This is a genomic window from Microcystis sp. M113S1 (genome assembly GCF_020246945.1).
Taxonomy (GTDB): domain Bacteria; phylum Cyanobacteriota; class Cyanobacteriia; order Cyanobacteriales; family Microcystaceae; genus Microcystis.
In genome coordinates this window covers 1-15,958 of sequence record NZ_JADBSA010000249.1, presented here as the reverse complement: position 1 = coordinate 15,958, position 15,958 = coordinate 1, and the positions used below count along the sequence as shown (strand labels likewise).

At 46.4% G+C, this 15,958-nt stretch carries 14 protein-coding genes and 3 pseudogenes; 11 read left to right on the top strand and 6 right to left on the bottom strand.

The window, feature by feature from the left end:
• A partial coding sequence (locus tag IM319_RS12470; RefSeq protein WP_287735813.1) for a helix-turn-helix domain-containing protein occupies positions 1-156 on the bottom strand: 156 nt, incomplete at its 3' end.
• Positions 157-249: 93 nt separating this feature from the next.
• Between IM319_RS12470 and IM319_RS22735 the strand changes: the two are divergent.
• Both IM319_RS22735 and IM319_RS12465 read left to right on the top strand, forming a co-directional pair.
• Positions 250-384, top strand: a pseudogene (locus IM319_RS22735) (IS630 family transposase); the annotation flags it as partial.
• Between the two features lie 327 nt (positions 385-711).
• On the top strand, positions 712-1,500 hold the full coding sequence (locus IM319_RS12465; protein WP_287684333.1) for a response regulator transcription factor: 789 nt from the start codon (positions 712-714) through the stop codon (positions 1,498-1,500).
• Between the two features lie 298 nt (positions 1,501-1,798).
• Here IM319_RS12465 and ftsH read toward each other — a convergent pair whose 3' ends face one another.
• Positions 1,799-3,694, bottom strand: coding sequence for an ATP-dependent zinc metalloprotease FtsH (ftsH, locus tag IM319_RS12460; RefSeq protein WP_287735811.1), 1,896 nt, complete (start codon positions 3,692-3,694; stop codon positions 1,799-1,801).
• A gap of 214 nt (positions 3,695-3,908) precedes the next feature.
• Between ftsH and rimP the strand changes: the two genes are divergently transcribed.
• The 5 genes from rimP (at position 3,909) to IM319_RS12435 (ending at position 10,186) form a co-directional block, all read left to right on the top strand.
• Positions 3,909-4,379, top strand: coding sequence for a ribosome maturation factor RimP (gene rimP, locus IM319_RS12455; protein ID WP_286826368.1), 471 nt, complete (start codon positions 3,909-3,911; stop codon positions 4,377-4,379).
• 171 nt (positions 4,380-4,550) lie between these two features.
• Positions 4,551-5,747: a transcription termination factor NusA gene (gene nusA / locus IM319_RS12450; RefSeq protein ID WP_287078696.1), complete on the top strand. Its 1,197-nt coding sequence runs from the start codon at positions 4,551-4,553 to the stop codon at positions 5,745-5,747.
• Entirely contained in the window at positions 5,744-6,025 is a 282-nt protein-coding gene (locus IM319_RS12445) for a YlxR family protein (RefSeq protein ID WP_002798549.1), read from the top strand. Before nusA ends, IM319_RS12445 begins: the two co-directional genes overlap by 4 nt.
• Positions 6,026-6,137: 112 nt before the next feature.
• Positions 6,138-9,170 carry a translation initiation factor IF-2 gene (gene infB / locus IM319_RS12440; protein WP_287735810.1) on the top strand — a complete coding sequence of 1,011 codons (3,033 nt, stop codon included), beginning with the start codon at positions 6,138-6,140 and terminating at the stop codon, positions 9,168-9,170.
• 446 nt (positions 9,171-9,616) lie between these two features.
• A complete protein-coding gene (locus tag IM319_RS12435; RefSeq protein WP_002801180.1) occupies positions 9,617-10,186 on the top strand; it encodes a low-complexity tail membrane protein in 570 nt (189 codons plus the stop codon).
• 28 nt (positions 10,187-10,214) lie between these two features.
• On the opposite strand, the gene IM319_RS12430 is transcribed toward IM319_RS12435, so the two are convergent.
• Complete coding sequence (locus IM319_RS12430; protein WP_287735812.1) at positions 10,215-10,943, bottom strand: carbonic anhydrase; 729 nt, start codon at positions 10,941-10,943, stop codon at positions 10,215-10,217.
• Between the two features lie 308 nt (positions 10,944-11,251).
• Here IM319_RS12430 and IM319_RS12425 point away from each other — a divergent pair.
• Both IM319_RS12425 and IM319_RS12420 read left to right on the top strand, forming a co-directional pair.
• A pseudogene (locus IM319_RS12425) lies at positions 11,252-11,413 on the top strand (ISNCY family transposase); the annotation flags it as partial.
• A 53-nt stretch (positions 11,414-11,466) separates the two neighbouring features.
• Complete coding sequence (locus tag IM319_RS12420; RefSeq protein ID WP_287078700.1) at positions 11,467-12,420, top strand: ABC transporter ATP-binding protein; 954 nt, start codon at positions 11,467-11,469, stop codon at positions 12,418-12,420.
• 22 nt (positions 12,421-12,442) lie between these two features.
• On the opposite strand, the gene IM319_RS12415 is transcribed toward IM319_RS12420, so the two are convergent.
• Positions 12,443-13,192 (bottom strand): tetratricopeptide repeat protein, encoded by a 750-nt coding sequence (locus IM319_RS12415; RefSeq protein WP_287735809.1) that lies wholly within the window; start codon positions 13,190-13,192, stop codon positions 12,443-12,445.
• Between the two features lie 44 nt (positions 13,193-13,236).
• On the opposite strand from IM319_RS12415, the gene nblB reads away from it, so the two are divergent.
• Entirely contained in the window at positions 13,237-13,911 is a 675-nt protein-coding gene (nblB, locus tag IM319_RS12410; RefSeq protein WP_287735808.1) for a phycobilisome degradation protein NblB, read from the top strand.
• 63 nt (positions 13,912-13,974) lie between these two features.
• A complete protein-coding gene (locus tag IM319_RS12405; RefSeq protein ID WP_287735807.1) occupies positions 13,975-15,066 on the top strand; it encodes a tetratricopeptide repeat protein in 1,092 nt (363 codons plus the stop codon).
• 233 nt (positions 15,067-15,299) lie between these two features.
• On the opposite strand, the pseudogene IM319_RS12400 reads toward IM319_RS12405, so the two are convergent.
• A pseudogene (locus IM319_RS12400) lies at positions 15,300-15,719 on the bottom strand (DUF29 domain-containing protein); the annotation flags it as partial.
• A gap of 42 nt (positions 15,720-15,761) precedes the next feature.
• Positions 15,762-15,958: zinc ribbon domain-containing protein (locus IM319_RS12395; protein ID WP_287721365.1), on the bottom strand; the 197-nt coding region annotated here is incomplete at its 5' end.

Here is a 15,958-nt window from a genome sequence, read left to right as displayed (position 1 = left end):
TTGAGCATATCCTACTCTTTCTTGTCTTTCGTACCATGCTTGTGTTCGTTCGTGGAGAGCTTTGTTGTAAACTAATCTTACACAGCCCAAAGTGCGCCGCAATAGCGACTCTTGTTCTGGTGTGGGGTAAAATCGAAACGAGTAGGCTTTTTCCATGTCTCACATTCTGGCATATATTTCGTAAATGTGTTAATATTTAACAGTAAAGCCGTCGTAGAACGACGGGGTTTCAGACCCAAAATTTTCGATGAAAACTTTTCCGACTTTTCTTCAGCTATTTATGAATGTCTGAATGATGTCCATCTGAAACATAAAAAAGAACTGGATTCCTTGCTCACTCTACGATTTCAGAAGTTTAATAAATCTCAGATTATGAACGTCTAAAGTATCCGCCAATTCAAACCTGGATTCCACCACCCTCTGACATCATTGCATAGAATACCTTGAATAGGGTTCGATAGTCAAGACATTTTCGGGGACGTATGAATTACAAATTATGAAGTGGGGAGTGGGGAGCTTTTTTTCAGTAACCAGTAAACAGTAATCAGTAATCAGTGAACTGAAAACTCACATCTGATAACTGATAACTGATTCAAAGCTGACTCCTGACTCCTGACGGCTGACGAATGTTACGATTGTTACAACATCTTGACATTAATTCTGATACCCTGACAATGTGTCAATCTGTGCAGTAATGGGGCAGAAACTCAAGTGGTATCGATCCATATTTCTATTGTTGAGGGCAACCCGCACTTGCGATCGCTATTAGCTTGGCATCTGCAACAGGCCGGTTATTTGGTTAATCAATCGGCAACCCTGCAAAGTGCGCGTCAAGCTTTCCTTCATCGTCAACCAACCTTAGCAATTATCGATTCCGACTTGCCGGACGGGGATGGAATCGAACTCTGCCGTTGGCTTGATCAACAAAAACAGTCTTTAATACTGATTCTCTCGGCCCGTAATGGCGAAAAAGATGTGGTCAATGGTTTAAAAGCGGGGGCCGACGACTACCTGAGAAAGCCCTTCGGGATGCAAGAATTTATGGCTAGGGTAGAAGTGTTAACTCGTCGTTTAGGCAGTAGGGCTGCTCCCCTACACTTGGATTATGGGCAATTAAAAATAGATTTAGCCCAACGACGGGTACAATTTCGCGGGGAGTATATCGAATTAACGCCCCAAGAATTTAGCCTACTCTACGTTTTAGCCCAAGCGGAGGGAACACCCCTATCAAGAGCCGATTTACTGCGTCGCGCTTGGCCCGAGGAAATTGATAATCCCCGGACAATCGATACTCATGTTCTCTCTCTGCGGAAAAAAATCGAAACCGATCCCAGGCAACCTAATTTAATTCAAACCGTCCGCAACGTCGGCTATCGTTTCAATTTAGAAATGTTGGCCGAGATGACTTCAGCTTTAGAAGCTAATATTATTGCCCCCACCAAAGGCAATCATAACGGTCATTCCATTAATAAAATTCCCGCTCACAATGTTAGTCGTTAATTCTGGCTTTGTCCGACTGATTAGCAGATTGTCTGCTGAAATCGTCTCCTAACTAGGGTTTGCGGCAAAAAGTTTTTCGTGGGGGTGGGGTGTAGGGTGTAGGGTGTAGGGTTTTACCAGTTTTGAGGTGGCCAATTACCTAATTTTCGGGGAAAAAGTCCCTGAATTTTCCCCCCGATCCCTCCAAGAAATGGCACTTTTTGATTGACTAAAAGTCTAAAAGTCTTACCCAGCAAGGTTTTTAGATTTATTCAGCCAACCCTAAGCACTTCCTCAAAGCGAGGAGACGAAAACAAAATTAAACCGTAGTCACCATTGACCGATCCGCTTGTTGCTGAAATTCCGTCAATAAACGCCGGAATTCGTCGCCGTCAATGGTTTCCTGTTCAATCAGTATATCCACCAAGCGATCGAGCGCCACACGATTGTCAAGGATAAGTTTTGTTGCTAAATCGTGGCATTGCTTGACAAGTTCCCGTACTTGTGCATCAATTTTCGCCATCATCGCGAAAGAATGGTCGGGATGATAACCAGCACCAGCACCACCGAGATAGGAATTGCCCTCCTCCTCTAGAGCAATCAATCCCAATTCCGACATTCCCAGACGCGTTACCATCTGTCGGGCCAGATAGGTAATTTTTTCAATATCATTGCCGGCCCCGGTGGTCACTTCATCCTCACCGAAGACACATTCCTCCGCTACCCTTCCCCCTAATAATCCCGCAATTCGGGCTAATAACTGGGAACGACTGGTTAAACCCTGTTCTTCATCAGGAGTGAACCAAGTTAACCCCTGCGCTTGACCCCGGGGAATCAGGGTGACTTTTTCCACCTGATCGTGGCCGGGACAGAGAGTACCAACAATCGCATGACCAACTTCATGATAGGCGATCAAACGCTTGGCTTTACTATCAACTAAAGCGCGCCCTTCCATACCGGCCACAATCCGATCGATCGCATCGTTGACTTCCGCCATGGTAATCGCCTCTTTCCGTCTTCTAGCGGTAAAAATCGCCGCTTCGTTGAGCATATTAGCCAAATCTGCCCCAGTAAAACCGGGGGTGCGACGGGCGATCGCCTCCAGAGCCACATCAGCAGCTACCTTTTTATCGCGAGAATGAACCTCCAAAATGGCCAAACGTCCCTTACAATCTGGATAATCCACCACCACCTGTCGATCAAAACGACCCGGACGCAAGAGGGCCGAATCCAAAACATCGGGGCGGTTGGTGGCGGCAATGACGATAATACCGGTATTTCCCTCAAAACCATCCATTTCCGTCAATAATTGGTTCAGGGTTTGTTCCCGTTCATCATTACCTCCCCCATAACCGACCCCTCTTTGACGACCAACGGCATCAATTTCATCGATAAAAACCAAACAAGGGGCATTTTCCTGGGCTTTTCGGAATAGATCTCGCACTCGCGACGCACCAACCCCGACAAACATCTCCACAAATTCCGACCCGGAGATGCTGAAAAAAGGCACTCCCGCCTCTCCTGCGATCGCTTTAGCCAGTAAAGTTTTTCCCGTCCCCGGAGGCCCGATTAACAGGACTCCTTTCGGGATTTTTGCGCCAATCGCCGTAAATTTTTCCGGTTGCTTGAGGAATGTCACCACTTCCTCTAGATCTTCCTTGGCCTCATCCACACCCGCCACATCATTGAATTCTATGCCGGTTTTCGCCTCCATCTGAAAGCGCGCCCTTGATTTACCAAAGTTCATCGCTTGACCGGAAGCATTGGCAGAACGACGGATAATAAACACCAATAATCCCAAGACAACAATAATCACTAACAGGTTAGTGAGAACATTGATCAAGGCCGAATTGTCAGTGCTGGGGAGAATGCCGTACTCAATTTTTTTAGCATCGAGTTTCTTGATTAATTCGGGATTTTGGTCAAATAAATTGACTTCTTTCGGGGGATCCTTGTCCGTTTGACCGACGAGGGTAACTGCTGCCTGCTGCAAAGAAGGATTGATTTCGACCTTTTTTACCTTGCCTTGCTCGATTTTCTCTAACAATTCACCGTAGGTGAGGGTATTTTGGTTTTTTTGACTCCAAGCAGGAGTGACCTGGCCAAAGGTTTGCACAATCATCCAAGTGGTGACAATCCCTTTCCATACTGGTCGATTACCACGATTCTTAGCTGACTTGGCTCTAACTACGGTGAGTGGAGATTTTTGATCCATAATTGACTCTATATCTAGTTACCCTGTATTCATTGTGACAGATCGACTCGATCGTGACCACTGTTCTGTTTTCCCCCAGGCACGACCCCGGGGGCAAATAGTGATGACGGTTTTTTGCTATATTGTATTCAGCTAGGTGGTCTAACAACTGCCTATCCCAATCACTAACAGTTTAGGGAAGTGGGTTTCGCCCGCTTTTTTTATTGTCCAAATCATGACCCATCCGCTCATCCCCGACCTGCTGCATCTAGCCACCCCTATCGCTGAAAACTTGGGGCTAGAAGTGGTCGATATCGTTTTTCAAACCAATAAAAGGCCTCCCGTCCTGCGCGTCGATATTCGCAATCTGGGGGGAGATACTGGTTTAGAGGACTGTGAGCAGATGAGTCGGGCCTTAGAAACCGCCCTCGACAGTCAAGAAATATTACCAGAGGCCTACGTTTTAGAAATATCTAGCCCCGGCATTTCTCGACAACTGAGCAGTGAGCGCGAATTTCAGTCTTTTAAAGGTTTTCCCGTCATCGTTACTGGCCAGGATAGCCAAGGAAAACCGAAAGAATGGCGCGGAAAACTGCAAGGTAGAGATGAGCAATCTATTTATCTTAACCAAAAAGGTCGCTCCCTGAGCATCGATCGCACTACCGTCATCAGCGTCCGTTTAGATGAGCAGCGCAATAATCAGTAATCAGTAAACAGTAATCAGTAAACAGGGATAAGGATGAAGATAAATAACTAACTAACTGATTAACTTAAAACTTACATCTGATAACTGATAACTGATAACTGATAACTGATAACTGATACAAGGCTGACGGCTAAAAAACTAATAACTCAAAAGTAAGGAGAAAAAATAATTATGGCTACTGTTAATTTGCCTGGTTTAAAAATAATGCTCGAAGAAATTAGCCAACGACATAATCTGCCCAAAAATGCCGTACAAGAATCCTTGCGTGAAGCACTTCTCAAGGGTTATGAACGTTATCGACGCGCCCAAAGTTTAGAAAAAGCTGCTCAATTCCATGAAGATTATTTCAATAACTTTGATGTGGAATTAGATGTAGAAGAAGAAGGCTTTCGCATCCTTTCTACTAAAACTATTGTCGAAGAAGTGACCAATGCCGACCATCACATCGGTCTCAAAGAAGTGCAAGAAGTGGCCGATGAGGCCCAGTTAGGGGATGAAGTAGTTCTTGATGTCACCCCCGACCAAAAAGAATTTGGTCGCATGGCGGCGATTCAAACTAAACAGGTTTTACTGCAAAAACTGCGGGATAACCAACGCAAAATGATTCAAGAGGAGTTCCAAGATCTGGAAGGAACCGTTTTACAGGCCCGGGTCGTCCGTTTTGAAAGACAGGCCGCTATTGTCATGGTACAAAGCACCTACGGTCAACCGGAAGTGGAAGCAGAACTACCCAAACGGGAACAACTGCCCAACGATAACTATCGCGCTAACGCCACCTTTAAAGTTCTGCTCAAAAAAGTCCTAGAAGGTTCTCACCGCGGCCCGCAATTAATCGTTTCCAGAGCGGCGGCGGGCTTGGTAGTATATCTGTTCGCCAACGAAGTTCCCGAAATCGAGGAGGAAATCGTTCGTATTGTCGCCGTCGCCCGGGAAGCCAATCCCCCCTCCCGTCACGTTGGTTCGCGGACAAAAATCGCCGTCGATACCTTAGAGAGAGACGTGGATCCGGTTGGTGCTTGTATTGGGGCTAGAGGTTCGCGGATTCAAGCTGTGGTTAACGAATTGCGGGGCGAAAAAATCGATGTGATTCGTTGGTCTCCAGACCCCGCCACCTACATTGCCAATGCCCTTAGTCCGGCCCGTATCGACCAAGTTTTGTTCACTAATGCCGAAGAAAGACAAGCACTGGTACTGGTGGCACAGGATCAATTGAGTTTAGCGATTGGCAAAGAAGGGCAGAACGTGCGTCTAGCCGCCCGTCTGACGGGCTGGAAAATCGATATTAAGGATATAGCCCTCTATAAAGGCGAACAAGAGGTAAAACCCGCTGAAACAGACCCAGAATCCCAGGATTTAGACCGAGAATGAACACCTTCGTCAATTATCGACGCTGTATTAGCTGCCGTCTCTTCGCCCCGAAAGAATCCTTTTGGCGAATTGTCCGACTACACCCGTCCGGACAGATACAATTAGATCAAGGCATGGGAAGATCAGCCTATATCTGTCCACAACCCAACTGCCTGCAACTAGCCCGACAAAAAAATCGTCTCGGACGCGCCCTAAAAGCCAATATTCCCGAAACGCTCTATGAATCCTTGCAAGAGCGACTCGGGACTGCCTGGCAAGGTCGTCCAAATCAGGATTAAAATTGACGATCATAGCCACAAAATCGTTAGCATGGAAATGGGACAGTCCTGACAGGATCAAAAAATCAGCCAAATTATTAGGATCACTAACACTTTAGCCGGGGGATAATGGATGAGTAACACGAAAGTCAGAATTTACGATTTATCAAAAGAATTGAATCTAGACAACAAAGACATTTTGGACATCTGTGACCAGTTGAACATCGAGTACAAGAGCCACAGTAGCACGATCAGCGAAGAGGATGCCCAACGCATCAAAGCAATCGCTGCGAAGGGAGTTGTTTCGAGTACCAGTAAAAATAGCACGGGTCAGCGAGAATCGGCTAGTCCTGCCGAAGAAAAAAAACAAAAGATTTTAGCCCTGCATAAACACAACCGCCCCGAAACCGGCGAAGAAGGGGAAAGCTATCCCGGTCAAGCCGGTTCCTCGGCCAAACCGACTTTAATCAGTCCCCCCCGTCCCCCGGTTAAACCCCTCGTTGCTCCCCCAGGGCGCGACGGAGCAGCCGAAAAAACTCCCGCCACTGCTGCAGAGATGCTATCTCATAGCCCCAGTGTTAAAGAAACCCCGACCGAAACCCCGCTAGTGTCAGAAGCAGCCCCCACCTTAACCGCCCCACCTAATCGACCTTCCCTCACCCCGAAACCACGCCCTGAAACTGCCTCGGGCCGGCCAGAACCCCGCTCTAAAAATGCTCCTGGCAGTAACGACAGGCCCAGGGGAGAAAAACGCGAGCGCGGCGAGAGCGAAAATGCCCCTAGTCCTGAGCGCAGGCTAGGCTTGGCTAAACCAGAAAAACCGACCCTCAACCGCAAACCCGACGGAAAAAGCCCGAAACCGGCCGAACCAGCTAGAGAAGTGCGGGAGACGGTGGAATTGAAGCGCCCAGTTCGCCCCGGTTTACCCGCTAAAATCTCGGCTACCGGCGGGGAAGAAACCGATACCACCAAGAAATCTGGTGCTGATGGCACAGAAATCGATACAGATACCGGATTGCTCGGAGCAGACGGGCTGAAAAAACTCAAACGACCCACCATGCCCCCTCGCATGGCCAAAAAATCAAGCTGGGAAGAAGAAGAGGAAGAAGAGAAAAAAGCGGCCAAAACCGCCAAAACTGCCGGCAAAAACAAACGCCGCACCCAAGCTCTCTTTGAAGATGATGATGATCTAGAATCGGAACTGTCCGGGTTAATTAATACCCCCAGTTTTACCCTTTCCACCGCTCGTCCCCCCAAACCGCCCACCGCTAAAGCTGCCACCTCCGGCACTCCAACAGCAGTCAAAGTTAAGCGGCCTAGTAAACCAACCGCCCACACTGGCGGACAGAAAAGCGAGCGCCAAGAACCCCAAGAGGAAAAACGCCCGGAAAGCATCGTCGTCACCGGCAGTCTCACCGTGCGCGACCTCTCGGAATTGATGAAAGTCCCCGAAACTGAGATCATCAGAACCCTATTTTTTAAAGGGATGGCGGTTAATATCACCCAAACTCTCGACGTGGACACGATCGAAATGATCGCCAGGGACTTCGAGATCGCCGTGGAAACCCCCAGCACCCAGTCGGCGGCAATCAAAACCACGGAAATGATCGATGTCTCCGACTGGGAAAGTCTCCAGCGTCGTCCCCCCGTCGTCACCATTATGGGTCACGTTGACCACGGCAAAACCACCCTCCTCGACTCGATCCGCAAAACCAAAGTCGCCCAGGGGGAAGCCGGTGGCATCACCCAGCACATCGGTGCTTACCACGTCGATGTGGAACATAACGGCAAACCAGAACAGATTGTCTTTTTGGATACCCCCGGCCACGAAGCTTTTACCGCTATGCGCGCCCGCGGGGCGAGAGTCACCGATATAGCCGTGCTGGTGGTAGCCGCCGATGACGGCGTACAACCCCAAACGAAAGAGGCAATCAGTCACGCCAGGGCTGCCGAAGTCCCCATCGTGGTGGCGATTAACAAAGTCGATAAACCTTCAGCTAACCCCGACCGGATTAAACAGGAATTGACCGAACAGGGACTGGTGGCCGAAGATTGGGGCGGTGAGACGATCATGGTTCCCGTTAGCGCCCTGCGGGGTGAAAATCTCGATAATCTGCTGGAAATGATCCTCTTGGTGGCAGAAGTAGCGGAATTGGTCGCTAACCCCGATCGCTTGGCCAAGGGAACCGTGATCGAAGCTAACCTCGATCGCACCAAAGGCCCCGTGGCTACCCTGCTCGTCCAGAATGGCACTCTCCGCGTGGGTGATAGCATCGTCGCCGGTTCCGTTTTCGGCAAAATTCGGGCCATGATCGATGATCGCGGTCAAAAAGTCGAAGCGGCCACCCCCTCCTTTGCCGTGGAAATCCTCGGTCTCAGTGATGTCCCGGCCGCCGGCGATGAATTCGATGTCTATGAAAGTGAAAAAGAGGCCCGATCAATTGCCGATCAACGGGCGATCGAACAACGCAACACCCGTTTACAACAGGCCCTCTCCTCCCGTCGCGTTAGCCTTAGCACTCTCTCTATCCAAGCTCAAGAAGGACAACTCAAGGAACTTAATCTCATCCTCAAGGCAGATGTGCAAGGTTCCGTCGAGGCCATCCTCGGTGCGCTTAAACAGTTACCCCAAAACGAAGTCCAGATTCGCGTTCTCCTCGCCTCTCCGGGGGAAATCACCGAAACCGATGTGGATCTGGCCGCCGCTAGTGGTGCGGTGGTGGTGGGCTTTAATACCACCCTTGCCAGTGGTGCGCGCGCATCCGCCGATCGGGAAGGGGTCGATATCCGCGATTACAATATCATCTACAAGCTTCTCGATGATATTCAAGGAGCGATGGAAGGTCTTCTCGACCCCGAAGAAGTGGAAGAACACCTCGGTTTCGCCGAAGTGCGTGCCGTCTTCACCGTCGGTCGTGGGGCCGTGGCGGGCTGTTATGTCCAATCCGGTAAACTGGTGCGGAATCGCTTCGTGCGCGTGCGTCGCGGCAAGGAAATTGTCTATCAGGGAGTTCTCGATTCCCTCAAACGGATGAAGGAAGATGCCCGGGAAGTGGCGACCGGTTTCGAGTGCGGTGTCGGTGTTTCTAAATTCAATGACTGGAAAGAAGGCGACATTATCGAAGCCTACGAAATGGTCATGAAACGTCGCACTTTATCCAGTTAATTAGACTTGAACCGTCGGGAGTCAGTGATAACTGATAACTGATCAGTTATCAGTTATCAGTCATAATTCCCCCACTCCCCCCGCAACGCGCACGAAGTGGTCTCCCCACTTCATAATTCATAATTCATAATTCCCCCACTCCCCCATCTCCCTAGGGTCGTTTCATTCTCTGAAATGTCATTCTCTCAAATCCTGATCTGGCCGGGTTTTTAGGCGATTTCTCGGAAATAAATAGCTGAAAATTTGTCAAAACGTCGTGCTTTGTAGGTTGATTCATGAATCAACCTACTATGAGAGCAAAAACCTGTACTTCCCTGCTCCCTAGCTTACCTCATAAGGGATTAAGGGTAGCAAAAAAAGAATTCGATTCGGAGAATGAATCAGCCCTACCCATCTCCCCGCTCCCTAACCCCCAACCCCTAACCCCTAACCCCCCATTTCCCTCTATGAAATCAGAACCTTTTTTGTGGATTCATTTGGCAGGGTTAGCGGCCTTGCCAATCTTTTTACAAATCGCTTGGATTGGTTTAGCTGTGGGCGATCCCTTGCCTTTTCTTTGGCTAGAATGGCTATTTCTAGGAGCGATCGCTATTATTCCCGTTTTTTGGATGCAGTGGACAAAACCTTTTGATATTTTTAGTCTTTTGTTGGTTGCTCTCAAACCTAGTCAACTCACCCCCGAACAGTTAAAAATTCTCTCTCTTTTTAAACGTCCTCGCCATCGTCTTCTTACTCTTTTGGGAGTCGTCCTCTTAATTCTCATCGCTTGGCCAATCTACAATTTTGCCCCTCTAGCGGCTGCCGTGGCCGCCTATCTCCCCCAATGGCGGCTTTTAGGTTTAGTAATCGCTGCGATCGCTCTCCTCTTAAGTCACCTATTTCTACAGGTTCCTCTGAGTGTTCTGGGGGTTTTAGCCACTAAAGAAAGTGACTGGACAGCCACCGAAGCTTTAGTTATTGAGCGCATTCCTGAGTTATTTACAATTTTTGGTCTAAAAGTTAATAAAATTATCTAAATTAGCCAAAATGCCGACAATTGGTGGGCTAGGAATGCAGGATCGAGCGCCCGTTTAAGGGTTGAATATTCCTCGCATTACTCGGAAAAATCTCAGCCAATTGTTGCAGTTGTTGGGGAGAAATTTTGATCGCATTTTGCCAGACTAACCAGAGAACATCCTCGCTACAGGGAGGAGTGGACAAAGACCCCCGATATTCATAAAAATCGCTATTTTCCGGCAGTAAAAGCCCGGCATTGACCCAAGTATCGGGGATAATCATTTCAGGAGAAGGTTCTTGGGGCAAATAATCCCAAATGGTTTGTAAATAGGGATTATTTGCCCCAATTTCGGCTAAAATGCCCACAACTGCTAAATTTCCCCTCCCATTCCCATGCACTAAATGAATTTCTAGAGGGAAAGACTGACCTTTAATCTGATGTTCGCTGGGATGATGAAAGTGGAACTGCAATAAATCCCAATTTTCGCCGTGAAAACTCATGTTTCCACCTTTTTCGGTATTAACCAAGATTGTACGACCGTTATGGCGAATTTTTAGGGGTACAGGACGATAATTAAAGGTGGGTTGGTATAGCTCTTTTTCAGTCACTATACTCAGATCGATCGGTGTTTGTTGCTTTCCCCTGGTGCAGAGGCGATAATTCCTTGATAATTCGCCCCAATGGTCAATATTTTGATAATTCCAAGCAAATTCTCGATTAATAGCCCCAAAAAGAGCGTGAGAGCCAATAAATTGCAGTAATTCTCGTCTATACATGGTATTAAATCCAGAAATCATCGGATAATTAGGGTTTGCGGCAAAAAGTTTTTCCTGGGGTGTGGGGTGTGGGGTGTGGGGTGTAGTTTTACCGATTTTTATCTTAAGTAGACCTCTTGCATAATTTTTTTATGGTATAATGGAGGGTTTTGCTTTTTTCTCGATTTTTAGATTGAAGTTTAAAAAAGAATAAAATGTGATCTTAGGTCAGGAAATCATCTATACTTTTGCTATATTTATTAGCAAAAATATTCATTAACAAAAAAAAATAATTGGTTCAAATCAGTCTTTAAACATCTAGCTTGATGATCAGTTTTCTGATCAATATCTTTTTGTGGTTCGTGTTAGACTTACTCAAATATCAGTCTAACACAGAACAAAATCACCTCTTCGCCTGTATTGCCTTGTCCTAGTGGGGTTCTCACCATACCATCAAGAATGGTTCTATTGATAACGGGAAACCCAAACGTTAATGTTAAGAATGTGGTGGCCAGTTTGTCAGCAATCCGACTACTAAAACTTTATGAACGCACCAGAATTAGCCATTGCTACCGTTGGTTTAACCAAACAATTTGACCGCCATGGGGCTGTTAATCAAGTGGATTTACAGATTGAAGCGGGGGAAGTTTACGGGTTAATCGGTCCAAATGGAGCGGGAAAAACCACTTTAATTAGGATGTTAGCGGCAGCGGAAGAACCGACAACGGGAGAAATATATCTGCACGGAGAACGTCTTTTAAGAGATGAGAGTAATCCCCGTCTCAAAAGAAACTTAGGTTATCTACCCGATAATTTTCCCCTCTACGATGACCTAAATGTCTGGAATTATCTGGATTATTTTGCCCGTCTTTATCATATCCCTCGCTCCCAACGTCATCGCCGCATTTATGAGGTTCTAGAACTGGTACAATTGACAGGTAAAAGCCATAATTCGATCGCTACTTTGTCCCGGGGGATGAAACAACGTTTAAGTTTAGCCCGAACGATTATCCATGAACCTTTAATTTTACTTCTCGATGAACCGGTTTCTGGATTAGACCCGATCGCTCGCCTACAATTTCGTGAGATTATTAAAGTCTTACAATCGGCAGGTATGACTATTTTAATTTCCTCCCATGTCCTTAGTGATTTAGCCGAACTTTGTAGTTCTGTGGGCATCATGGAATTAGGTTATCTAGTGGAAAGTACCTCTTTACAAGAATTAAATCAACGTCTAGCTGGCCAATACTTGCAGATCACGACTCTAGGCAATTTAGAAGCCTTAGAAACTGCTCTTAAACAATGTGTTTTTGTGGAAAGTTGGCAAAGAATTATTAATACTAATACTCTCCAGGTTAAATTTACGGGAACCCTAGAAGATAGTGCCGAATTGTTGAAATCTTTAGTCGTTTCTGGTCTGACCTTAAGCGAGTTTTATACTTGCCGCGAAGATTTAGAAACTATTTTCCTAAAACTGGGACATCGACAGGCATCTTAAGAGTAAATAATATTTTTTAAATCTAGGCTCGTAACTTTTCTACTAATTTAATTTGCTCCTGACTAAAACCAGCTTCCTTCAGATGTGCCAGAAACCATTTTTGTCGATAACGACCGTCTAAATCCACAGCCTTTCTATAGGTATCATGAGCTTTTTTACTATCACCTTGCTCTAAATAAATCATTGCCAAAGCCACAAGAGGATGGGGATTATTCGGCTCTAATTTAACTGCTTTTTCAGCGTTAGTAATAGCTGAATTAAAATCTTTTAAACGATGATAGGCGAGGGATAAATTATAGTAGGCAATTTCATTATCAGGTTTTAAATTAGCGGCTTTAGTATGAGTGACTACGGCTTTTTCAAGATGACCACCGACAAGATAAACAATACCCAAAGCATTATAAGCAGCCACATGATCGGGAGCAATTTTAATCGTTTCTTCGAGGGTTATTTGTGCCGCTAAAGATTGTTTAGCTAGGTGTTGTGTCCAGCCTAAAATTACTCTACCGTCTAGATGATTGGGGTTTAACTGTACCGATTTTTTTAAAGCCTCAATACTTTTGCTCAAATCTCCCTGTTGACGATACTGTAATCCCAATTGACGATAACGATTAGCAGCTTTAATGTCTGATGCGGAAATAATCGGACTGGGAGAAGGAGAAACGAGCATCTCGGCCGTAGGTTCTTTTTTAAGGGGAGAGGGAGGACGACAGCCCCAAAAAACCGGGGAACTAAACATGATCAAGATAGTCAGGAGCCGATAACTATTCATGGGACAATTAATACCAGTCCAATTGTTAAGGGTGTCATCAAATTATGAATTATTCCCCTGAATCCGTGCAACAGCTGCTTGATTCCGATGATTATGGCCATCGCTTATCGGGAGTTAATCAACTGCGTTATTTAGCCCCAGAAATCGCCTTCGAGATGTTACAGCCTTTAATTAACGATAGTAACGCTAGGGTGCGTTATTCGGCGGTAAGTCAGTTAGATATCCTCGGTCGTCAGAATCTCGATCTGGCCTTAACTATTCTGCGCGATCGCTTGTTGCATGATCCCGAAGCAGACGTGAAAGCGGCCGCGGCCGATGCGATCGGGGGGTTAAAATTAACCGCAGCCTACGATGATCTGGTGGCCGTCTATCAACAATCCTGCGACTGGTTAATTCAATTTAGCATTGTGGCAGCTTTGGGCGAATTGGGGGAACCCCGGGGCTTTGAACTGCTCGAAATCGCCCTTAACTCCGATAATGAATTGGTAAAAACGGCCGCCGTTAGTGCTTTTGGGGAACTAGGCGACCCCCGCGCCGTCTCTTTACTCGTTCCCTTGGCTAATGATGATGACTGGCAACTGCGCTATCGTCTCGCTCAAGCTTTAGGCCGCTTAGGGGGACAGGATGCGATCGCTGTTTTGACCCAGTTAACCAACGACAAAAGCGCCCAAGTCGCCCAAGAAGCCCGCAATAATCTCGTCCAAGGTGATGCAGAATAGTTGATTTTTGTCAATACTATTTAGAATAAACTTTAATTAAGAATCGTTAACAAAGGTAAAGCGATGAAACAATTTACCCGTCTAATCTTGCTCGTCGGTCTTCTCGCGGGGGGCTGTTTCTCTGCCTCAATTGCGATCGCTGATAATCCCGCAGGTGCAATCGTGAGCAAGGATTCACAGGTTAACGAACTACTGCGTCAAGCGCGGCAATTGGTCAAAAATGGCAATTATGGGGAAGCTATAGCCGTTTACGAGCGGGCTGCCGCCCTTGATGGCAATAATGCCAAAATTTTCTCTGGGATTGGCTTTTTACAAACGCGGCAAGGGGATTATAACGCCGCCGCCCAAGCATACCAAAAAGCTTTAAGTCTCGATCCGAGTAATCCTGACTTTTTCCATGCTCTCGGTTATAGTTTGGCTAATATCGGTGATTATGACAATGCAGCCACCGCTTACTACTACGCTATCCAAATAGAACCGAAAAACGTCCAACACTACCTCGGTTTAGGGGTAGTGTTATTACGCCAAAAAAACTATGCTAAAGCGGGCGAAGTTTACCAATGGGTTTTAGCTCTCGACCCCAATAATCAGCAAGCCCACGAAATCATGGGTAAAGCCTTGATTGAACAGAATAAAAGCAGCGAAGCCCTCGATTTTCTCCAAAAATCCCTGCAAAGATTCCCTAACAATACTGAATTAAGATTGCAACTGGCCAGCCTTTTGCTCAAACAGGGCGATTTAAATGGCGGAACCCAGATTTTAAAAGAAATAGAGCGACAAAGTACAAGAAATTTTTTAATTCAGCTAAAAATAGGTATTTTACTCGAAAAACAAGAGCGTTTTGACGAGGCTCTCCCCTTTTATCGTCGGGCTGTTTTCCTACAACCCCAATCTTTGGAAGCACAAGCGGGAATTGGTCGCATCCATCTGGCCAGAAAAGATTATCTTGCAGCAATTATCGCCTATCAAGATTTGGCCGAAATTGCCCCCAATAACGCCGATGTCTATCTTAATCTCGGTCGTGCCTACGCGGGCCGGGGACGAAAAAGAGAAGCAGCGGAAGCTTTTAAGCAAGCGCGAGCGGTTTATGTCCTAAAAAATAATCAATCCGGCCTGGAGGAAGTGGATGCCCTAATGAAGAAGTTGCTTGAGTGAACCCATATCAGTTATCAGTTATCAGTTATCAGTTATCGGTTATCAGATTTGAGTTATCAGATTTGAGTTTTCAGTTCACTGATGACTGTTTAGCGATCAAGGAGTAATTTATACTAAATCCGTTGAATATAGGCTACTTATCAGGACAGGCACTCATGCAATAGGCAAGAGGCAAAAGGGGGAATAAATAATCACTCTTTAATAACCAGATTTACTATTAGATAGTCAATAGTTTATTCCCACTCAATTGGGAGCCATTGATTATCTAAAACCTGTTCGAGATTAAAAATTATCTGACTGGGTAGGCCGCCGGGGGATAAACCCATTTTTTTCCGGACGGTCTCTAAAGCTGTATGGTAGGATGGCTCAAAAATCTCCCGAAGATAGGGCTTTAAACTAGGGCTATCCTCCAGTAAATCTTGGATTTCTGCCCGAAAATTATTGATTTCTCCATGACCATGATTGCCATTCCGGTCTCTTTCCGATTGCCAGTAGGTTAATTTGAGTAAATGTTCTAGGAGACGAGTTAAAAGACTTTTGAGCGCGTGTCTTTCACTTCTCCCCATCGATTCAATCTCCTCAATTAAGTTGTCTAAATCCACCTCGGCAAACTGGCCTTTTTTTAATTGTTCTGCCGTGGTTTTTAGCCAGAGTTGACATCCTCACCGCCGTAAACGGACGGTGATTCCCAAACCTCACGATTTAGGTTTCTGCTTCTTTCCCTTGCGGGGTTCCGCACCGGCCTTAACAGTTTTACTCTGTTCTGGTCTTATGGTCGCTCTACAGACTGACACCGCAAGTCCTGCGGCCAAAATGTTTTTACTGGCGTTAATATCTCGGTCATGGTGCGTCCCACAGTCTGGACAGTCCCATTCTCGAACATTTAACGGCA